We start from the raw sequence: 21,909 nt of genomic DNA on the forward strand, positions 1-21,909 counted from the left end.
AACATGTGATTAATAAAAAAGCCGCGTTAAGCGGTTTTTTTGTGCCTGTTTATCACCTTCTATCAATTCGCTTTATTAAATAATTTATTTTGAGCTAAAAAAAAGCGGCTAATAGCCGCTTTTTAAACGTGTATTACAATTATAGCTTTTCAAAATAAAGTGGTTTTCGCTGCTTTTTACCCACTTCGTTCATTGTGCTTGCATCAAATAAGCGCCCATTGATCATGGTGTAATCGACTTTATCTGAATCGCGAATATTTTTCAGCGGATCGCCATCAATAACAATTAAATCGGCAAGCTTACCTACTTCTAGCGAGCCTATATTTTTATCAAGCCCCAAGTATTTAGCAGGGTCAAGCGTAGAGGCTCTAATTGCTTCAAGTGAACTCATACCGCCTTGAGCAAACATCCACATTTCCCAATGTGCACCTAAGCCCTCGCGTTGTCCGTGAGCACCTAAATTTACCAGTACACCTAAATCTTGCAGCTCTTTAGCAACGCGGGCGTTATTAAAGTGGTTATAGTGATGATCGGGCGCTTTTACTCGGCGCATAGCACGTGGCAACAGCTGATTTTTAGGCACAAACTTACTTAAACGCGGGTGATTCCACACATCTGTTTTATCGTACCAGTAATTTTCTCCCCAAATTCCGCCATAGGCGACAACAAGCGTTGGGGTATAACCAACATCACTTTGCGACCATAATTGTTTTATATCATCGTAAATATGCTCAACCGGAATTGAGTGTTCAATTCCCGTATGCCCATCAACAACCATACTTAAGTTATGTTGTAGCAGTGAGCCGCCCTCTGGCACAACCATCATCTCAAGCTCACGCCCTGCTTCAATAACTTGTTGGCGCTGCTCACGGCGTGGCTGGTTATACGATTTAACACTAAACGCGCCAACCTTTTTAAGACGCTCTAAATGAAATTTAGCATCATCTAGCGAATCAATATGCGAGGTGTAACCAGGCATATTTGCTCCATATAAAATGGTGCCGGTAGAAAAAATACGTGGCCCGACAATCATGCCGGCTTTTTGCATTTCACTGGCGGTAAATATTTCAGAGGTATCGTTTGATGGATCATGAATTGTTGTGACACCTAACGCTAAACCAGCATAGTTTTTCCAGTTTTGCTGAGGAATAATTTCATCGCTGGCTTGTGAGCCATGGGCATGCGCATCAACAATCCCAGGCATAATTGTTTTACCTGCTACATCGATAATTTCAGCCCCTTTAGGGATCGTTATCTCATCAGCAGTACCAATCGCTTTTATACGTTTACCGTCTGTGATGATGACACCATTTTCTATGACTTGCTCACCCTTCATGGTAATAATGTTAGCGCCCTTTAGTGCAATCATGCCCTTTGGTGCAGCTATTTTTTTACTAAAGCTAATATTCTCACCGCTTTTTACTTTAAAGTCAGCATCATCGGCTTTATCAATAGCAAACATACCATCAAGGCTTGCATGGTATAGCTCGGGCCCTAAGCTCCAGTAGAGAGTGTTACTTTGAGCACTCCAACTTATATTTTCACCCGCACGCACAGATAACTGCTCAATAGGAAACTGGTTATCTTTAGGGCTTATTGTGATAGGTGAGCCGCTTTCTACCAGCGGGGTAACAAATACTTTAAAGCGCTCAGCAAACGCTAAGTATTTACCATCTGGTGAGACTCGAAATTCAGTCGCATGCTCTGATTCGTAAAGTTTACGAACGTTTTTAGTTTCAAGCTCCACAACACTTAAGGTAGGCTTAGGCCAAGGGCTCATGATAAATACACGGTCATTGGCGCTACCAAACTGAGGTTGATAACCACTTTTAGAAATAAGCTCGCTCTCTCCCCCTTTTGCGCTTACTTTATAAATACCTGGGTTAAGTGACCACTTAGGATTTAAAATACTTCCGCCGGTGGCTTTACGATAAACGATTGTTTTGCCGTCAGGACTAAAAGTAGGCTCAACGTATTTACCCGGCTCACGGGTTATCGCCTCGCCGCGCCCGTTTCGAGCAGAGACAACGCGCACAGTACCTTGCTTAGTATCACTCCAGGTGGTGTAAACAATCTTTTTACCATCGCGGGAGTACTGCGGGAACAACTCATAATGATCAGTTTGTTTGGTTAAGCGCTTAATTTTACCAGAGTCTAAATCGCGTTTATAAATATAACCTAATGCTTCAAAAATCGCAGTTTCACCATCGGGGCTAACCTGCACGTTGCGCAACATTTTTACATCAAACTCATCGGTATCTAAATTTTGAGTAAAGCGTACCGCGGTTTGTATTTTTTTACTGGTGTTTACTTTAAAGGGAACACGCGCAACAGCTTTATCATCAACAGCAATTTTATGTATTGAACCGGAAGCCCAAAACACCAGCTCTTCGTTATCTGGGGTCCACGCAATGGTCGGATACACACCATGAATAGCCCAAGTTTCTTGCATATCGCGTTCAAGCTTGTCATAAAGCTTGGTGTGCTCGCCACTGGTTAGGTCGTATAAGTACAAGCTTGTTTGAAAGTCATCACGTCTTATATAGGCAAGCTTTTTACCATCAGGTGAAGGTGTGGGTCTTATCGCACCGCCCATGCCTTGTATTATGGTTTCTATTTCGCCTGTTTCTCTATCGTAGCGCTTAATTTTATAAATACCGGCAACAGAATCTTTAGAGTAGTGAAAGGTTTTACCTGGTGTCGCGTCATGAGAAAAATAAACATAGCGCCCATCTGGTGAGAACATTGGCTCACCTAAGTCTTTTTGGTCGTTCTCACGTTTAGTAAGCTGAACACCTTTACCACCCGCTTTGTGGTAAAGCCACACTTCTCCAGCCCCTAGTGAGCGACTAGCGGTAAAGTGTTTGCGTGCGACAAGGTAGTCGCCATCAGGGCTCCATGCGGGGCTGTTTAAAAGTCTAAAGGTTTCGTCAGTCACAGCGTGTTGATTGCTACCATCAACATCCATAACCCAAATATTATCACCACCGCCTTGATCTGAGGTAAACGCAATGTGTTTACCATCGGGGCTAAAGCGAGGCTGCATTTGCCAAGCAATATCTGAGGTGAGTTTAGTTGCTTCACCTCCGCTTATAGGCATAGTGTAAATGTCGCCAAGTAAGTCAAACACTAGCGTGTTGCCATCAGGACTAACATCAATGTTCATCCATGTGCCTTGCTCTGTGCTAATGGTTGCATCTACAAACTCACCTTTTGGTGAGTCTACCTGCCACTTTTCTTGCTCTTCGTTTGCGTGCGGCTGACCTATTGCAAGGGCGACTGATAAAGCCAGTGCAGTGTGAAGCATTTTTTTCATGCATTTCTCGCTTGTTATTATTGCAGTTAAACTCTCTAACACGATTGCAACAAAAACAACGCTAACTTGCCAGCGTTATCAGACCAAGTACCAAAAATTAATGCCAAACTATGGGGTCAAATTGGTAGTAATCCACCAGCATTCTATAAATTTCAGGGTCGTGCTGCCTAAGCTGCGCCGGCTTTTCTAAAAAGGTCTCTGTGAGTACTGCAAAAAACTCAGCCTCGTTGGTGGCCCCATAACTATGAATAACGTGAGGCATGTTATAAGCAACATGACTTTTTAACTGCACAAAGGCACGGCTAAACACTCGGGCCCACTCTTTATAAGCATTGGGGGTTTTTAATAATGGAGTGCCAGTGGTTTTTCCGGTTTCTTGGTCTAACTGGTGGGCAAATTCATGAAACACTAAATTATGGCCATCGCTTGGTAAACGATTCCCTTCAAGTACATCGTGCCAACTTAGCACTAACGTGCCACCAGGCCACGACTCACCTAAGCGTACCGCGTTGTGGTAACTAACCAGCCCAGCACTATCTCGTGTAGATTGCGGCGCATAATACGCACTGGGGTAGAGCAAAATTTCTTTTACGTTTTTATAAAGTGGCCAAGGTTTATTAAGCACTAACACACAGGCATCGGCAGCAACTATCAGCTTCATGGCGGGGGTTAGCTTTAGTCCGTCTCGGCCTAAAAAGCGCTTTTCATTTAAAAACCATATTATGTGGCGCTCAAGCTTGGCTCTGTCGTTATCCGTCATCTTTTTATAGATAGGCATGCAACGAAGGAGTATTTCTTTTTGTTGGGAGTTTAAAACCGCGTTTTTATATTTTTTATTCCAAAGCCAGTTTTGTAGTGCCTGCCAGCGCCAATAAATTACAACAAAAATAGCCAAAGCAAAAATGAGTAGCCCGTTTATCATGGGGACATCCAAAATAAGTTAGTCTCTTATTAATATGTGCGCATGCACTCATTTTCAATCAGATAATTTCTGTGCAATTTCGTCCGCTATTTTTAGCTTTGTATAAAGCTTGATCTGCCCGCGATAAAAGGCGGTCGTAATCACCGACGTTGGTTGAGTCAGACAAGCCAAAACTGGCTGTTACACTTAACCCCTCACCAATGGCCGAAAAGTCATGCTGTGCAATGCTCTCGCGCAGTGCTTCGCATATGATTTTTGCTTCGCTGGCGGTTTTATCTGCAAAAACAATTGTAAACTCTTCACCGCCCCAACGTGCTATATGCTGGTTTTCTTGGCAGCCATTTTTAAGCAGCTCTGCAATAGTACAAATCACTTTGTCACCAATAATATGCGACCAGTTATCGTTAATCCGCTTAAAGTGATCAATATCCAGTATAGCTATGGCTAGCGGCCGGTTTTGCTGTTTGTAAGTGGCAAAGTTATGGGCAAGCCAGCTATCAAAAGCACGCCTGTTAGGCATGTCGGTAAGTTGGTCGTGCGTTGCTTGGTACGCAAACGCATTGGCTTGCGTTTGTAGGTCTTGGGTTTGTTTTTCTACGCGATTAGTCAACTCTATTTCTATTTTTTTGTAGTGGTATAAACGGTATTTGTATATAGCAAAAATAACCATTAAAAATAATACAAATACTGCAAACTTAAATTGCGGTTTTTGCCAAAAAAATGACTGAATTACAATATTTACAGCTTGCTGATTATCTTGCCACTGTGCGTTAGGGTAACTTGCTCGTACCATAAAGGTATATTCCCCAGGCGGTAAGTTAGTGTACTCAGCACCGGTCATATGTTGGCGATTAACCCATTTATCGTTAAAGCCCTTTAATTGGGTTTGAAAATTTAATCGCTGCGGCATAATAAAGCTCAGCCCTGCATAATGAAACGATAAACGAGAAACCCCCGGAGGCAAAAATACCGACTCCCCTTCAAGCGGAAGCGCAATAGGCTTACCATCTACAAAAATATTTTCAATAATGGTCGGCAGCGCAATTTGCGTTGATGCTTGTAAGCGCGCTGGTTTTACGGTACTCACCCCCTTTGCGGTTGCAAACCAAATACTCCCATCGTTATGCGTTACAGCCGAAGGGGTTGAACCTCCGTTGGCCTGCGCACTTAACATCCCATCGCCTTCATCATAAAGTTGATAGTTAAGCACGGGTGCTTTAGCGCTCGCGGGAGCGTCGAGGATTTGCTGTATATGATTTTTATCGATTTGAATAATCCCGCGGTTGCTTGAGAGCCAAAATGAGCCATTGTGCGGCACCACTTGAAATAGTTTATCGATAGGTAAACCTTGCTCTAAGCCAAGCATGGCCATTTTTCCGCTTGTTAGCTCATAGCGTACTAAGCCTCTATCTGTGGCCATCCAGGTATAGGTATCATCAATATAAAACCCAAACGCATATTGCGCAGAAAACTCACGAGGGAATTCAACCGTTGTAAATTGCTCACTAACAATATCAAATACCACCACCCCATTGCCGGTACCTACCCAAATATTGCCTGCGTTATCTTCACTAAGTGCAAGTACAAACCCACTTGGTAAGTCTTTTTTATTTGTAAATTGATTTAAGCTGCCATCTTCATTGATGCGCGTCAGCCCCATGGCAGAGCCTATCCACAAACGGTTTTTAGAATCAAATAATAAAGCCCTTACTTCGTTACTTCCAAGGCCAGTGCTACGATTAATAAACGGCGTAAAGGTATTATTAACTATTTTTAAAACACCTGAGGTATACGTACCTGCCCACACACTACCATCGGGTGCTTCGTGTAAACTGAGCACAGAATAAGGACTGCTTTGTTTAGAGCCTGAAACCAAGGTAGCGCGATTATTTTTTATTATATTTAAGCCAGAGCTTCCCCCCACCCATAAACTGCCATCGGAGTGAGAAAGCACTGTGCGGGTATAATCCCCCGCTAAACCTCTTTTTTGGGTCCACGATGAAAACGGCGACTCACGCAGGCGAAACAACCCGGCGTTAGTGCCAATCCAAATACTGTTTTCTCTATCTTGTAACAAAGATAAAATACGATTGGCGGGTAATCCGTTATTGGCATCTAACTGCTCTACGCCATCAGGCGATAGCCTAAATACCCCTTTATTAATTGTGCCAAACCATAAATCTCCATGGTTATCCTCTAATAAGCTAGAAATAGATTCATTGCTAAGCTTTTCATGTATCGGCTGAAACTGCGCCTTGGTTTTGATCCACGCGCCTTTTTCGCTTCCCACAATAAGCGAGCCACCACGGGTAATTAATAAGTTATAGACAGGTGCATTTGGTAAACCAAAGTGTGGTGTCATTAAGGTCGGTATTTTGTTGTGTATTTTATAAAGGCCTGCACTGGTTGCTGCCCAAATAACCCCATCGTGATCTTCTATAACCCGATAAGCACTTACATTTTTAATAATTGCAAGGTCGGTATCGCTGTTATGTTCACGATAAAACACGCCGTCGTTTTCAAGGGCTAACCATAGGCTTTGATCAGCACTTTCAATTAAATGATTAACCATGGTTGATGCTGATCGCTTGGTATCCCACTGCCTATGTTGATATAAGCTAATTCCTCCGCGCGACCCCGCTATGTATAACCCACCACTATTTGTGGGAGTGAGTGCCCTTAAACCCGAGTCGGGTAAGTTATTAATATGAGCACGGGTTAATATTGTAAACTCTTGGCCATTAAAACGTGCCAAACCTTCCCATGTAGCAACCCATAAGTAGCCATCTTGGGTTTGCGTAACGCTATTAATACTGTTGTGTGGCAATCCAGAGCGGGTATTCCATGTTTCAGAAAAATAATCACTTAACGGTAAACGGGTTTGCTCTTGGGCTTCACATAAAAACATGACGAAAAAAGAACATATAATGCTTAATTGTCTCATCATCAACTGCCTTAGTTATTCTTTTACTTGTGTGTAAGCGTTTTATCGTTATTTAAAAGGAGTAGGAAAGAATTTACTTGGCACTGAGCACACCAAAATTGTGCGCTCCAACAAAGCGTTAAAATCCCTATACGCATTGGGTGAATACACTAGGGTTTGTTTAAGCGCTAAAAGCGGATATTTAAAACTAAACAATAGCGTAAACAACTAATAATACGTGCTAAAAAGCACCTTAAATAAGTCGCTAAAACTTAATGTCGTAAACGTATCAGCTAATCGTTACAAATTAACTTATATCGCCTATCTAACTAAAAATACTACCATAGCAAATAAATACATTGCATTAACTAAATTCAATTAATCTTTACAAAAGTCGTCAATATTGTTTTGTAATACGTTTATAAACGCTGCGACGTGTAAACCGTCCATTAGCGAATGATGCACATCAATCGAAAACGGCATTAGGCCCGTGGTTTTATCGTATTGACCAAACACAAATTTAGGAATACCTAAGCTTTTCCCTTCACCAAAGGCATGCGAAAAACTACTAAAGTTCAGCCAAGGTAAAACCGATATATGTATCAAATCGGCCTGCCCTTCGGTTTGATTAAACGCCTGAGAAAATAACGGTTGAGATTTAGCATTGGCGCTTATAGCTGTGGCGTGCTGAGCAAATTCTTCAAGGCAAGGCGAATAATTAAAGTAACTAAATATAAACGAATCATCACTAGCAAGCTCGACCACACTGGCTCTTACTTGCTTTAAGCGCCATGGGCATTCATTTATAATTCTTAGCATAATCGGGTTATAAGCGTGGCAGGCTTTTAATGTGGCATGCACATATGCTTGAAAAAAAGACAATTTATTTTGTTTACAATATTCAAATAAAGGCTTGGCGTTAAGTGTTACGCACACATTAAAATATGGCTGAGTAAAGTTTTTAAATAATTCAAAGTGTTGTTGGCGAGGCCATGTAACAAGGTCGATGGGCTCCATTAAGGCGTTTGTATCAGTCATAATATCCATAAGCTTGTCGTTAACGATTAGGCCGCATTGCCTTGAGGGTCTTGGCCACAAAAATTACCACGCCACAGAGTATAAACAAAAAAGGCGTACCACTGTACGCCTTAGTTTAAATAAACGGGGTAAATTTACAGGCCGTTTTGAATTATCTCTTGCGCTAACTCATCGGCAATCAAGTGCGTTGATTTTTGCTCTTTTTCACTACGGGTGAATATTTCGGTTAAGGTATCAAAAATACCTTCGACATGTTTATTAGACGCCGCCTCACTGTAGCCTTGTGGCGCAGTTTCGTAATACACATTAATAATGCCACCAGCGTTAATAACGTAATCGGGTGCATACAAAATACCTTTTTCACGAAGTACTTCACCGTGACGAGACTGCGCTAGCTGATTATTAGCACACCCAGCAATAATGGTTGCCTTAATACGTGCAATGGTTTCATCATTAATGGTGGCACCTAATGCACAAGGTGCGTATACATCAACATCAAGGTCGTAAATTTCATCAATACCCACCGCCGTAGCACCAAAGTCATTTACTACGCGCTCTACAGCATCTTGATTGATATCTGTTACAAATAATTTTGCACCAGCTTGGGCTAAATGCTTACATAAACCATAGGCGACTGCACCTAAACCTTGTACAGCCACTTTAATGCCCGCAAAATCTTGATGTCCGCGTTGGTGCTGTAATGCCGCTTTAATTCCTAAAAACGTACCGTAAGCTGTAAAAGGTGACGGGTTACCGCTTTTTCCTTCCAAGCCCAGCACATAATTTGTTTCTTTATTCATTAAAGCAACGTCATCACATGTAATGTTTACATCTTCGGCAGAATAGTAACGGCCATTTAATCGCTCTAATTGACGACCAAAAGCTCGAAATAACTGCTCTGATTTAATCTCTTTTGCATTGCCAATAATAACTGATTTACCACCACCAAACGGTAGGCGAGCAACCGCATTTTTATAGGTCATCCCTTTTGAGAGACGTAAAACATCGTAAACGGCATCTTCATCGTTGGCATAGTCCCACATTCTACAACCCCCAACAGCAGGGCCAAGGTTAGTATTATGTACGGCAATAATTGCTTTTAAACCTGACGCTTCGTCAGAACAAAAAACCACTTGTTCGTGGTTATCAAATTCAGCTTGATTAAACACAGCCACTGTAATTACTCCAAAATAGTTTACCCGTGAGAGGGATGAGCGCTGGAAATTGAAGAAACTTTACCACTTCATTTTTAAGGGTGCCACATAATGAGAAGTTAAACCCGTAAAAAGCGAGCCTTGTGAATTAATAAATCTAAATAGCAATAAAATATGGATATAAAATTCAACAAAAAGCATATAAATTAAATTTAAAGCTAACTACACCGTTAAAAAGCGCCCCCACATTTACGTAAACGTAAAGGTAATGCTAAGTGTAAACCTTGTATTACACAGCTCCCCTCCCAGCAAAGGCGCACAGTGTATAGGTTTATGAAGAAAAAAGCAGATTTACTGTAACTGGTCTGAGGTGTTTATTTGAAGGGGCAATTTGCGCTTTTTTAATATTTCATAAAACAAACACAAAAAAAGCGAGCCTAAGCTCGCTTTTTTATTAAATTACATAAACCTTTATTTAAGCTTACCGTCTAGCTCTTCAATTTTAGCTTTCCAAATTGCAGGGCCTTGCGTGTGTGCGTTAGCACCTTCGCTGTCTACAGCAACCGTAACTGGCATATCTTCTACTTCAAATTCGTAGATTGCTTCCATACCTAAATCTTCAAAGGCAACCACGCGTGCTTTTTTAATTGCTTTAGATACTAAGTATGCCGCACCACCTACAGCCATTAAATAAACCGATTTATGCTCTTTAATCGACTCAACTGTAGCAGGACCACGCTCAGCTTTGCCTATCATGCCTACAATGCCGGTTTTTTCTAGCATCATATCGGTAAATTTATCCATACGTGTTGCGGTTGTAGGGCCTGCAGGGCCTACAGCTTCATCACCTACAGCATCAACTGGACCAACGTAATAAATAAACTTATTATTAAAATCAACGCCCTCAGGTAAACCTTCACCTGAATTGATCATATCTTGTAAGCGTTTATGAGCAGCATCACGGCCGGTTAAAATAGTGCCTGAGAGTAAAACAGTTTCTCCCATTTTCCACTCGCGGGTGTCTTCTTTAGTTAACGTATCTAAATTAACACGGCGAGTTCCTTCACCTACTTCAAATGTCACTTCTGGCCAGTCTTCTAGCTTAGGCGCTTTTAAATCTGCAGGGCCTGAGCCGTCTAGTGTAAAGTGTACGTGGCGCGTAGCTGCACAGTTAGGGATCATCACAACAGGTTTTGATGCCGCATGCGTAGGCGCTGTTTTTACTTTAATATCAACAACCGTTGTTAAACCACCTAAACCTTGCGCGCCAATACCTAGCTTGTTAGCACGTTCAAAAATTTCTAAACGCAGTTTTTCTTCCGTTGTTTCTGCACCGCGCTCCATAAGCTCATGAATATCAACCGGGTCCATTAACGACTCTTTTGCCATTACCGCTGCTTTTTCGGCGGTTCCACCAATGCCTATACCTAGCATGCCTGGCGGGCACCAACCAGCGCCCATTGTTGGTAGCGTTTTTTCTACCCATGCAGCTACATCGTCAGATGGGTTTAGCATAACCATTTTACTTTTGTTCTCTGAGCCGCCGCCTTTCGCTGCAACCATTACTTCTACTTCGCCGCCCGCCACTAAATCAATGTGTACAACTGAAGGGGTATTATCTTTAGTGTTTTTACGTGTGCCAGCAGGGTCAGCTACAATAGAAGCGCGTAGTGGATTATCTGGATTTAAATATGCGCGACGTGTGCCTTCATCAACCATTTGTTGTACGGTTAAATCTGTTTTATCCCACTTAACATCCATCCCTACTTTTACAAAACAGGTAATAATACCCGTGTCTTGACACAATGGACGCTTGCCTTCAGCCGACATACGCGAGTTAATTAAAATTTGCGCGATTGCATCTTTTGCAGCCTTGCTTTGTTCTTTGTTGTAGGCTTTTTCTAGCGCTTGAACAAAATCAAGAGGATGATAAAAAGAGATATATTGCAACGCATCTTCAATGCTATCAATAAAGTCTTGCTGACGGATTGTACTCATAGTGGTTCCTTAAGTTAGCGTTACGCTTAAGCGTAATCTATACCAAACCGGTGACGGTGGTTTGCACTGTTTTAATTACAACGTAGATTTGATACTAAACGCTGCCAAAAAAATTTGACTTATGATACCCTCCCAGCCCGTTTCGAGCCAGTTCTTAAAGGGGCAGTAAATGCTAAACAATGAAAAAAATTGTGTAAAATTAACCATAACACAAAACTGCATTGATGTTTTCGCGCATTTTGCGCATTTACCCTATGCCGTATTACTAGACTCAGCCAATAGCGAGCACATAAATAGTCGCTTTGATATTATTGCGATAGAGCCTCACGCTATTTTAGAAGTAAACAATAATCAAAGCGTATTTAATCAGCAGCTTGACTCGCGTAGCCCCTTTACAATAATGAACGAAGAACTAAGTAAACTTAGCCCGCAAAAAGCCGCTAATAACCTGCCTTTTAACGGCGGCTGGCTTGGTTATTTTGGTTACGATTTAGGGCGTATTATTGAGCACATGCCACGCACGGCAAAACACGATATAACAATGCCACAAATGGCCATTGGCCTTTATTTAGATGCGCTGATATTTGATAAACACCAGCAAAGCTGGTTTTACGTTTCTCAGCCTAACGTGAACCGTTTAGCGCTTTACCAGCAATTTTTAGCAAACGATGTAGCGCCTGCACAGTTTTCGCTAACCAGCGATTGGCGCTCAAATATGAGTGAACATGAATACGCTGATAAATTTGCGCAAATACAAGATTATTTAAAAAGTGGTGATTGCTATCAAATCAACCTAGCACAGCGCTTTAGTGCCGGTTTTAAAGGCGACCCTTTCCAAGCCTACAAAGTATTGCGTGAGGCTAATAAAGCGCCATTTTCTAGCTTTATTAATCACCCACGTGGCGCCATTTTATCAATATCGCCAGAGCGCTTTATTGCAGTTCACGACAATATAGTTGAAACAAAACCTATCAAAGGCACTTTGCCACGCATGGCAGATGCAATCGCCGACCAACAGCAAGCCAGAGCCCTTGAAAACTCAACCAAAGACCGCGCAGAAAACGTAATGATTGTTGATTTACTGCGTAACGATTTAGGTAAGGTTGCAAAACCTGGCTCTGTAAAGGTGCCCTCACTTTTTGCTATTGAGAGCTTTCCGGCAGTGCATCACTTAGTGAGTACCGTAACGGCAGAACTGGATGAGAGCAAAACGTGTGTTGATCAACTTGAAGCAGCATTCCCCGGAGGGTCAATCACTGGCGCGCCTAAGATTAGAGCTATGGAGATAATTGAAGAGCTAGAGCCTCATAGGCGTAGTATTTACTGTGGCTCTATAGGGTATTTAAGCGCCTGCGGTAATATGGACACCAGTATTACAATCCGTACATTGGTTTGTCATAACGAACACATTTATTGCTGGGCCGGTGGTGGTATTGTCGCTGATTCTAAAGTCGAATTGGAATACCAAGAAACATACGATAAAGTGAATAAAATACTTCCTTTATTAAAACAGTAGAACGCTTTGAATAGTGAACATATTATGGCGCGGTTTCAGCTAAGCCCTACTGCCGCGCCAAATCAAATAAAAGATACCCGTAAAAAGCGTGCCAGTGCGGTTATGCTGCCTATTATTGATGTTGATAACCAGGCGCATATTTTATTGTGCAAACGCCCTACTTATTTACATCATCACCCTGGGGAAATTTGTTTACCCGGCGGTAAATTTGAGCAAAGCGATAAGCACCTGCGCACCACAGCGCTTCGAGAACTACACGAAGAGCTTAATATAGCGCCAAGTAATGTTAAAGTGCTCGGGCAGCTGCCACAATACTCTACCCTAACTGGCTTTAGCATTAGCCCATTTGTGGGTTTACTTGGTGAACACACAGTATGGGAGAACGATTATAATGAAGTGCAAGCTAGCTTTTTACTGTCGCTTACCCAGCTTTCAAACGAGGCCAATTGGCAGCCCATTCCTTTTCAACGTTTTGGCAAAACCATCACCTTGCAAGGGTTTAGTACACCGCACGGATTACTGTGGGGAGCAACGGCTAGCATTATAAAAAACTTTACAAAACAGCTTGCCCTACCAGTGTAAAACTTACGGCCAAATAGTTACATAATATAGAATTAACGTTATGATACTCGACCGTTCAAAGAACAGCTTTCGGGCTGAGTAAATAAAGTAGAGACCCATAGTATGATCAGTGCATTTGATATGTTTAGCATTGGTATTGGCCCATCGTCGTCACATACCGTTGGCCCAATGCGTGCCTCGCGCTTATTTGTTAATGACCTACAAGAGCAACAACTTTTAACCTCTGTTACCGATATAAAGGTAGAGCTTTATGGCTCACTGGGTCAAACCGGCGTAGGCCATGGCTCTGGTAAAGCCGTTATATTAGGGCTTGCCGGCTACGACCCAGAAACAATAGATGCCGATTTAGTTGACGATATCCTTGCCACCATTGAAAAAGAGCAAGTGATATACCTCAACCAAACCCATAAAGCGAACTTTCCTAAGCAAGGGGCTATTGTTTTTCATCGTCGTAAAACCTTACCTAAGCACTCTAATGCCATGGAAATTATTGCCTCAAATAATGGCGAAAAAGTATATAGCAAAGTGTACTACTCTATTGGCGGCGGCTTTATTGTTACCGATGAAGAATTTGAAAACGAAAAACAAGCAGCCCTTGATATACGCGAACAAAACCCTGCTCCTTACCCGTTCGAAAGTGCAAAAGATTTACTAGAGCTGTGTAAAGAATCCGGCTTTAGTGTATCTACTTTAATGATGCATAACGAAAAAACGCTGCGCAAAGAAGACGATATTAAAGACGAGTTGTTTAATATTTGGCAAGTAATGAAAGCCTGTATTGAACGTGGCATGCGCACCGAGGGAATTTTACCAGGTGGTTTAAAAGTTAAACGCCGTGCACCTAGTTTGTATTTAAAGCTAAATGTAGAAGTGAGTAATGACCCACTCAGAGCAATGGATTGGGTGGATTTATTTGCCTTAGCTGTAAATGAAGAAAATGCCGCGGGTGGGCGCGTAGTCACGGCGCCAACAAATGGTGCTGCGGGTATATTGCCGGCCGTTTTAATGTACTACCACACATTTATTAAAGAAGTGGACCGCGAGATAGCCACACGCTATTTATTAACCGCAGCGGCGATTGGTATTTTATACAAAAAAAATGCCTCTATTTCGGGCGCAGAAGTAGGCTGCCAAGGTGAAGTAGGTGTTGCCTGTTCAATGGCAGCTGGCGCACTCACCGAAATTGTTGGTGGTAATGTAGTACATGTTGAAAACGCCGCCGAAATAGGCATGGAGCATAATTTAGGCCTAACCTGCGACCCTGTAGGCGGATTGGTACAAGTACCGTGTATTGAACGCAATGCCATGGGCGCCATTAAAGCAATTAATGCCTCTCGCCTAGCAATACGTGGCAGTGGCGAGCAAAAGGTGTCGCTTGATAAAGTGATTAAAACCATGCTCGATACCGGTAACGACATGAAAACCAAATATAAAGAAACCGCACGCGGTGGATTAGCGGTAAACATTATTGAATGTTAAGCGTATAAAAACAAAAAACCGCGTATTTTAGCAATACGCGGTTTTTTAGTATTTATATAATTAAAGTCTTACTATTTTACTGGCAGTTCTATGTCGGCAAATAACGCATCAACATCTTCTTGATTACGTAATAAGCTTGCTCGCTCTACTCGCTCTTTAGTTAAATGCGGGGCAAAACGCTCAATAAAGTCATACATATAAGTACGTAAAAAACTGCCCTTTCTAAAGCCAATTTTAGTTGTACTAGCTTCAAATAAATGGCTGGCATCAATACACACTAAATCTGTGTCACTTAATTGATCAACGGCCATTGAGGCAACTACACCTACACCTAGCCCTAACCTTACATAAGTTTTAATTACATCGGCATCGGTTGCAGTAAACACAATGTGCGGCTCAAGGCCGTGCGCGTTAAATGCTTTATCAAGCTCAGAGCGCCCAGTAAACCCAAATACATACGTAATAAGCGGATACTGCGCTATATCAGCAACGGTTAAATTGTCGGCCTTTTGTGCTAGAGGATGATCTTTTGCCACCACAATGCTGCGGTTCCAATGATAGCAAGGCAGCATAACTAAATCTGAGTATAAATGAAGTGCTTCAGTTGCAATGGCAAAGTCTGCGTCACCGCGCGCTGCCGCATCAGAAATCTGTTGTGGTGTACCTTGATGCATATGCAGCGAAACAGCTGGGTATTTTTTCATAAAGCCCTGAATAACACTTGGCAAAGCATAACGAGCTTGCGTGTGTGTAGTGGCTATATTTAGTTTACCCTGATCAGGCAGCGTGTGCTCATTAGCAACCGCTTTTATACCTTCGACTTTAGATAAAATTTCGCGAGAAATGTTAATTATTTCTTCGCCGGCACCTGTAACATGCGTTAAATGCTTACCACTGCGGCCAAAAATTTGTACACCTAGCTCATCTTCAAGCATACGCACTTGTTTAGATATACCAGGCTGTGAGGTAAATAAACTCTCAGCAGTTGCTGATACGTTTAGCTTATGGTTTTGAACTTCTACGATGTATCTAAGTTGTTGTAATTTCATGGTTGCAGTTTTTAACGTTATTATTAAGCTTATATGATGGTAATACTAAGCAAAACCAAGTTTAATTTAGTTAAAACTTGGCAAAGTAAGCACGTATATTTTCATTATTTAAGCATTAAGGCTAGCATAATAAACCCGCTGCAGATAGCGATGTTTATTCAGGTTCAACTTATAATACATTATTCTTATATCTAATTTTTAACATATTTTTTAGTTAATCAGCGCAAAGCTACCCTCAAAGCATATATTTGATGTAATATAAAAAAATAGATTATGAATCCGAGAATTAAGCCATGATCGTTTCGATTATAATTGTGCTTATAGTGGCACTAATAGTGATTGCACTGTGGGTAAGCGCTGTACAGCAGCATAAAGAAAAGCAAGAAATTGAACGTCGCAAAGAATTAACAAAACAAAAAGCGATAATTGAAGAAACCGAAGAAGCACTTATGAATAGCGCTAATATACCGCTTTCTGAAAACATTATACGCGTTTTACAACGTAGATGTTACGAAGCACTAAACGCTATGGTGAACCATTCACCAAATTCTAAAGCATTAAAAAGCAGAATGAACGAAGCTAAAGAAAAGCTAAGTGGTGCAGTACAAGGTAATAGCAGCGACAATTTATCGTTACCAAGTAACGATAAGCAGTTAGTCTCGTTAATTCAGGGCATAAAAAAGCTTAGAGTTATTATGCGCTCTGAGCACAGTAAAGGCCGTGTAGATAGCCAAGTATTTGCAGCAGAAGATAAGCGCCTAGAAAAGTTACAACTTAGAATCAACATAGAAAGCCAAATTAAACGCGGTTTATCTGCTCGTTCAGCGAGCATGGTGGGCTCTGCTAGGCAATATTTTGAAAAAGCCTATGCCACACTTAGTGCCGTTACCTATTCTGATGAATACGTAAACGCAAAACGCCAAGAAGTTGAAGCCTATTTAGAAGAAATAAGCACCGAACTAAAAGCATCAAATGCCACTGCCTTGAAGAAAAAAGCAGAAGCAGAGCAAGATGACTTAGACGTACTATTTGCACCTAAAAAGAAATGGTAATTTTAAATACCCAAAAGAAAGCCCATATATAATGTATGGGCTTTTTTGTATCTGTTAAGCTTTTACCAATGGGTAAATACTAACGTATTTTGAGGCACTACCTAGCGCTAACTACGTTATAAACGCTCATTTACCACAACATAGATACGCAAGGTATAACAATGCAGTGGCAATGAGCGATAGCCACTAAATAATAAATGTTTACCCACCCTCAAGCTAAAACTCTAACTAAAAGAATGGGTATTAACTATTACGATAGAAATGCAAACTTGATAATAAATAACGCTGTTAAAATCCACACGCTAATACTAACCTGATCGCGTTTACCACACAGTACTTTAACCGCAGTGTACGATATAAAACCAAGAGCAATACCATGCGCAATAGAGAATGTAAGCGGCGTCATAAGTAGTACCACACTTACCGGAATTGCATCGCTCATGTCATCCCAGTTTACAAACTTAAGGTTTTGCAGCATTAATACCGCAACGTATAAAATAGCACCCGCTGTTGCATAAGCCGGCACCATTTGCGCAAGCGGCGCAAAAAACATCATTAGTAAAAAGCATATACCCACAACAACAGCTGTTAAGCCAGTACGCCCACCAACCGATACACCGGCTACAGACTCAATATAAGAAGTAGTGGTAGAAGTACCTAACATTGCACCCGCAATAGTAGCTGTACTATCGGCACTTAAAGCACGCCCTAAACGTGGCATATTGCCTTTTTCATCGGCTAAGCCTGCTTTTTGAGTTACCGCAACTAACGTGCCTGATGTATCAAATAAATCAACAAACAAAAACGCAAAGATTACACTCAGCATAGAAAGCTCAAAGGCCGCTGCAAAATCAAGTTGCATGAAGGTAGGTAAAATAGACGGTGGCATTGACATTACGCCGTGGTACTCAACTAAGTCGAGGCTTAACGCAATGCCCGTTACTAGCAAAATGCTAATAAGTACGCCGCTTTTTATATCACGATAAAGCAAAGCAGCAATGACAAAAAAGCTTAAAATAGCTAATAAAGGACCTGCCGAAGTAATATCGCCAAGCTGTACTAATGTAGCTGGGCTTGAAACAATAATGCCTGCATTTTTAAGCGCAATTAACGCTAAAAACGCACCAATACCAGTGGCAATAGCCTGCTTTAAAACCAAAGGAATAGCATTAATTATCCACTCTCTGACCTTAAACAAACTTAATATTAAAAATATACAACCAGACATAAATACCGCACCTAATGCAGCTTGCCAGCTATAACCCATGCCCAGTACAACACCGTAAGTAAAAAATGCGTTTAAACCCATGCCCGGCGCAAGTGCTAAAGGGTAATTAGCCCACAATCCCATAATAAAACAGCCAATAGCAGCCGCAATACAGGTAGCAACAAATGCAGCACCTTGATCCATGCCTGCTTCCGCAAGCATTGCAGGGTTTACAAATACAATGTAAACCATAGTAATGAAAGTAGTGATTCCAGCAATGCTTTCGCGTCGCACATTGGAGTTATTTTCGCGGAGTTTAAATAGAGCTTCGAGCATAATAGACTTGTGATAGTAAAAAGTGACGTGATTTTACCATAAAATTAAGTATAAACAGGACATTTTACCTTGCGATATACTAAACTGTTGGCGTAGAAACTATAAAAAAGAAAATATATGAATAAGACTCAGCCTAGCGGACAAGACTTAGAGCAGCAATTAAACAATATTTTAGATTTTGTAACACAGCCTACAAACCACAGCGCTGAAAACAAGAGTGATGTAAGTGAGCAAACAACACTTAACAAAGCCCTGTATTATTTAAAGCATAACCAAGCACCGTTGGCAGCTAAGTGGATGCGCCTTGCCGCAATGGCCGGAAATCATCGCGCCCAGTTTTATTTAGGGTTATTTTTTGTCAAAGGCCAAGGCGTACCAAAAAGCGTATTTCACGCAGCAGCATGGTTAAGTTTAGCCAGCAGCCAAGGCTATGAACCGGCAACCGCTGCTTTAGATGATTTAAGAAAATATATCGACACCAAACGTCTTAAAGACGCTCAATGCTATGCAGCCAGTTTGTATGAGCAAATCCACCAAATTCAGTTTGCCCACTTAATTCCAAAAAATGACTAACTACTGTATAGCTAACAGCTAAGCACTGTAAAACACACTAAAATAACTGTATAGCCATCCCTTAAGTACTGTATAACACTGCTACACTTTATACAGTACTGCAAACACCCTCAGCTTTCACTTACACGGCTTAAATTATAACCCACTGTTTTTAAAGTGTTATTTTATTATTTATTTTTTAAAACCATTAACTGTATAAAAAATAACAAAAAACGCTTGCACACAACAACTGTATAAACTACTGTATACATGTACTGTATATAAACCCAGTGAGTGAGACCTATGCTACAGCCAATTACCGTAAGAACCGTTAAAAGCTACCAACAACATGATGAAAGTGAGTCGGTAAACTTAATAAAAGTAGAAGATGAAATTTCTGCTACGTTTGAGATGCTAAAAGTGTTGCACCAATACAATAGCTCTAACGCGTGGACCTTACTGATTGCGCCCGACCATGTGCCTAGTAAAGCCTTGTTAGATAGCTGCTCTATAGATACCAGCAAACTGCTTGTAATAAGACAAAAGCATTTAGTAAATTTAGAGTATGTGCTTAATTCAGCACTTCATAATGGTAACTTTGCAGCCATAATCACGTGGACAGATATAGTAAGTGAGCAGCAGCTTATTAATTTATCGCTTAATTTAGACAAAAGAAGCGCTAAGCTATTTTGCTTTACTAAAAAAACCAGCACTACAGCAATATCACTTACTCAATAAGCTTGGTAAAATACATTTTTAATTTATGTTAATTAGTATTTTATGAGTGTAACCAGTACTAGCGCTTGCTTATGCAACAGTCAGCTTAATTATGGTGACTGTTGCCAGCCTTATCATCTTGATATAAAAACCCCAGCAACACCTGAGCAACTAATGCGTTCGCGCTTTAGTGCTTATGCATTAAAAAATGCATCTTATGTATTTAAAACTTACGCCAAAGAAAAACAAGCACAAAACCCAGTAAATGAAATTGCTGACTTTGCCAATAGCTGCCGCTTTGTAAAATTAGTTGTGCGCGATACGCAGCAAAGTGATGAGCGAGGTTATGTTGCCTTTAACGCGTATTATTTTTACCAAAACTTATATTGTGAGTTGGATGAGAAATCAGACTTTATAAAAGAGGACGGTGAATGGCGTTATTTAGAGGGTATTATTAATCCGGTCGCCGATATAAAAGTTGCCAGAAACGACCTCTGCCCATGTGCAAGCGGTAAAAAATATAAAAAGTGTCACAGTGTATAAAAAATGCTAAACACTTAGCATAAAAATAGCTTTTTATTTAAGTGCTACTCTATACCACTAAACATGTTAATAACTGCCATAAACAAAAAATGGACCATCTAGGTCCATTTTCTACAATATTGCTATTGGTTATTCATCATCATCTAGATCGAACGATTCACGCTGCGCAGGTCTAGCTAAAATCTCAACATAGAATGAAGTAAGCGCCTGCTTTTCGATTTCGCTGATCTTGTTGTTAATTTCAGCTACGTGAACGACTTCGGCATCATCGGCACTTGTGCCAAACTTACAGTCAAACGCCCAGTAATCAGCTTCAACAGGTAGCGTTTTATTGCGCTCTCTTTTCAAATATTTTTTCACTTCATGCTTTGCAGCATCAACCATACGAGGGTATTTGATTTTCTCATGATTTAGCGTGAATGTTTTCTTCATTACGTTCCTAATTACCTTGATTTAATGATAATGGCACTCAAGTCATACCATTTGCAGCCATTATAGCAATTGCATTTAATTTGTGGATGCTTTTTTTAAACAAAAAAAGAATTGTTCTATTTTATTGCATAACCGGTTATTAAATAGAAGGTGTTTTAGGCTTTTAAAACGCACAAGTGTTAAATTATTTTTATGCGTTAGCAACAAGCAATGGCTTATGTATAGCCTCATTAGTTAAATCGTCATAAAATGCTGCGGCGTCCATTTGTGGGCTTGCAAGCGCGGTGTGCGTGTCATTTAAGCGCCTGCGTACTGATAGTTCACAATTATCGATTACTGTTAAAGGAATATGTAACTTGTCATCTCTAATCGCTAGTGGCTCAGGGTTTAAGCAGTGGCTTAATTTTATTGCTTTCATACCTGCTTGCTCGCCTTGTTGAACAATCATCGACGCGTGCTCTTGCCCTATGGTCATATCAAATTTTTCGGGAGCTAATAATTGCTTTGGTCCAGCACCAAAGCGCTCCCTTAACTGTTCTTCGTCTACATAAGCACTATGCGTTTCACTTTTTGGCAAGTGAAATTGACTAAAATCCAGCGCATCGTGCGATAGCATCGCTAATAAAAGTGAGAATTCGCCTCTGCGATTTTCATGCACACTTTTATTTAGCCTGGTCTTTAGTTGACTCTCTGTGATTAACAAATCATCGATTTGCATAGTCTTTAGCCGATTATGATAACTGGTAGATATTTATCGGCTTTATTTCAAATTTCTTTAGCTTTTTTCTTTACTTAAATACGCAGTTTGCTATTATCAGCGCCGTTGCATTGGAGGGGTTCCCGAGCGGCCAAAGGGATCAGACTGTAAATCTGACGGCTCAGCCTTCGCTGGTTCGAATCCAGCTCCCTCCACCACTTTTCTTACCGCTAAGTTAAGTGGGGCCAAATGTAACAAAATAGTGTGGAGGGGTTCCCGAGCGGCCAAAGGGATCAGACTGTAAATCTGACGGCTCAGCCTTCGCTGGTTCGAATCCAGCTCCCTCCACCACTTCTTATCTTCAGTATCCTTTTCTATATCTTTTTCATTACTATT

General features: G+C 41.1%; 17 protein-coding genes and 2 tRNA genes. 9 read left to right on the forward strand and 10 right to left on the reverse strand.

What is annotated here, in order from left to right:
- Positions 1–139: 139 nt before the first annotated feature.
- The 6 genes from VOI46_RS09935 to VOI46_RS09960 all read right to left on the reverse strand — a co-directional run bounded on the left by VOI46_RS09935 (position 140) and on the right by VOI46_RS09960 (position 11,351).
- Positions 140–3,316, reverse strand: a complete 3,177-nt coding sequence (locus VOI46_RS09935) for an amidohydrolase family protein (RefSeq protein ID WP_324737991.1) — start codon at positions 3,314–3,316, stop codon at positions 140–142.
- Positions 3,317–3,413: 97 nt separating this feature from the next.
- On the reverse strand, positions 3,414–4,238 hold the full coding sequence (locus VOI46_RS09940) for a M90 family metallopeptidase (protein WP_004588146.1): 825 nt from the start codon (positions 4,236–4,238) through the stop codon (positions 3,414–3,416).
- A gap of 58 nt (positions 4,239–4,296) precedes the next feature.
- On the reverse strand, positions 4,297–7,185 hold the full coding sequence (locus VOI46_RS09945) for a diguanylate cyclase (RefSeq protein ID WP_324737992.1): 2,889 nt from the start codon (positions 7,183–7,185) through the stop codon (positions 4,297–4,299).
- A gap of 354 nt (positions 7,186–7,539) precedes the next feature.
- Positions 7,540–8,178 (reverse strand): CatA-like O-acetyltransferase, encoded by a 639-nt coding sequence (locus VOI46_RS09950; RefSeq protein WP_324738257.1) that lies wholly within the window; start codon positions 8,176–8,178, stop codon positions 7,540–7,542.
- 155 nt (positions 8,179–8,333) lie between these two features.
- A complete protein-coding gene (locus tag VOI46_RS09955) occupies positions 8,334–9,374 on the reverse strand; it encodes a Glu/Leu/Phe/Val dehydrogenase (RefSeq protein ID WP_024033350.1) in 1,041 nt (346 codons plus the stop codon).
- Positions 9,375–9,824: 450 nt separating this feature from the next.
- Complete coding sequence (locus VOI46_RS09960) at positions 9,825–11,351, reverse strand: fumarate hydratase (RefSeq protein WP_324737993.1); 1,527 nt, start codon at positions 11,349–11,351, stop codon at positions 9,825–9,827.
- Positions 11,352–11,520: 169 nt separating this feature from the next.
- Between VOI46_RS09960 and pabB the strand changes: the two genes are divergently transcribed.
- The 3 genes from pabB (at position 11,521) to VOI46_RS09975 (ending at position 14,928) form a co-directional block, all read left to right on the forward strand.
- The gene (gene pabB / locus VOI46_RS09965; protein WP_282337919.1) at positions 11,521–12,867 is read left to right on the forward strand and encodes an aminodeoxychorismate synthase component I; all 1,347 of its coding nucleotides are present in this window, start codon (positions 11,521–11,523) and stop codon (positions 12,865–12,867) included.
- 6 nt (positions 12,868–12,873) lie between these two features.
- Positions 12,874–13,449: a CoA pyrophosphatase gene (locus tag VOI46_RS09970; RefSeq protein ID WP_282337920.1), complete on the forward strand. Its 576-nt coding sequence runs from the start codon at positions 12,874–12,876 to the stop codon at positions 13,447–13,449.
- Positions 13,450–13,551: 102 nt separating this feature from the next.
- Positions 13,552–14,928, forward strand: a complete 1,377-nt coding sequence (locus VOI46_RS09975; RefSeq protein ID WP_282337921.1) for an L-serine ammonia-lyase — start codon at positions 13,552–13,554, stop codon at positions 14,926–14,928.
- Positions 14,929–14,999: 71 nt separating this feature from the next.
- Here the strand turns inward: VOI46_RS09975 and cysB are convergent, their stop codons facing one another.
- A complete protein-coding gene (cysB, locus tag VOI46_RS09980; RefSeq protein ID WP_024032357.1) occupies positions 15,000–15,977 on the reverse strand; it encodes an HTH-type transcriptional regulator CysB in 978 nt (325 codons plus the stop codon).
- Positions 15,978–16,270: 293 nt separating this feature from the next.
- Here cysB and VOI46_RS09985 point away from each other — a divergent pair, with 293 nt between their 5' ends.
- Positions 16,271–17,029, forward strand: coding sequence for a hypothetical protein (locus tag VOI46_RS09985; protein ID WP_024032356.1), 759 nt, complete (start codon positions 16,271–16,273; stop codon positions 17,027–17,029).
- 250 nt (positions 17,030–17,279) lie between these two features.
- Here the strand turns inward: VOI46_RS09985 and VOI46_RS09990 are convergent, their stop codons facing one another.
- Positions 17,280–18,572 (reverse strand): NCS2 family permease, encoded by a 1,293-nt coding sequence (locus VOI46_RS09990; protein WP_004589400.1) that lies wholly within the window; start codon positions 18,570–18,572, stop codon positions 17,280–17,282.
- Positions 18,573–18,689: 117 nt separating this feature from the next.
- Between VOI46_RS09990 and VOI46_RS09995 the strand changes: the two genes are divergently transcribed.
- The 3 genes from VOI46_RS09995 to VOI46_RS10005 all read left to right on the forward strand — a co-directional run bounded on the left by VOI46_RS09995 (position 18,690) and on the right by VOI46_RS10005 (position 20,384).
- The gene (locus tag VOI46_RS09995) at positions 18,690–19,145 is read left to right on the forward strand and encodes a sel1 repeat family protein (protein ID WP_004589399.1); all 456 of its coding nucleotides are present in this window, start codon (positions 18,690–18,692) and stop codon (positions 19,143–19,145) included.
- Between the two features lie 282 nt (positions 19,146–19,427).
- Positions 19,428–19,862 carry a SulA-like leucine-rich domain-containing protein gene (locus tag VOI46_RS10000; protein ID WP_004589194.1) on the forward strand — a complete coding sequence of 145 codons (435 nt, stop codon included), beginning with the start codon at positions 19,428–19,430 and terminating at the stop codon, positions 19,860–19,862.
- A gap of 42 nt (positions 19,863–19,904) precedes the next feature.
- Positions 19,905–20,384: a YchJ family metal-binding protein gene (locus VOI46_RS10005; protein ID WP_004589193.1), complete on the forward strand. Its 480-nt coding sequence runs from the start codon at positions 19,905–19,907 to the stop codon at positions 20,382–20,384.
- Between the two features lie 129 nt (positions 20,385–20,513).
- Here VOI46_RS10005 and VOI46_RS10010 read toward each other — a convergent pair whose 3' ends face one another.
- Together VOI46_RS10010 and VOI46_RS10015 are read right to left on the reverse strand one after the other, a co-directional pair.
- Positions 20,514–20,816: a DUF6172 family protein gene (locus VOI46_RS10010; protein WP_004589192.1), complete on the reverse strand. Its 303-nt coding sequence runs from the start codon at positions 20,814–20,816 to the stop codon at positions 20,514–20,516.
- 190 nt (positions 20,817–21,006) lie between these two features.
- Positions 21,007–21,534 (reverse strand): VC2046/SO_2500 family protein, encoded by a 528-nt coding sequence (locus VOI46_RS10015; protein ID WP_004589191.1) that lies wholly within the window; start codon positions 21,532–21,534, stop codon positions 21,007–21,009.
- Positions 21,535–21,646: 112 nt separating this feature from the next.
- Between VOI46_RS10015 and VOI46_RS10020 the strand changes: the two genes are divergently transcribed.
- Positions 21,647–21,731: transfer RNA gene (locus tag VOI46_RS10020), tRNA-Tyr, on the forward strand.
- A gap of 48 nt (positions 21,732–21,779) precedes the next feature.
- Positions 21,780–21,864 (forward strand) — tRNA-Tyr (locus VOI46_RS10025).
- Positions 21,865–21,909 lie beyond the last annotated feature (45 nt).

Origin of the sequence: Pseudoalteromonas sp. CuT4-3, from assembly GCF_035666335.1 — a bacterium.
GTDB classification, from domain to species: domain Bacteria; phylum Pseudomonadota; class Gammaproteobacteria; order Enterobacterales; family Alteromonadaceae; genus Pseudoalteromonas; species Pseudoalteromonas atlantica.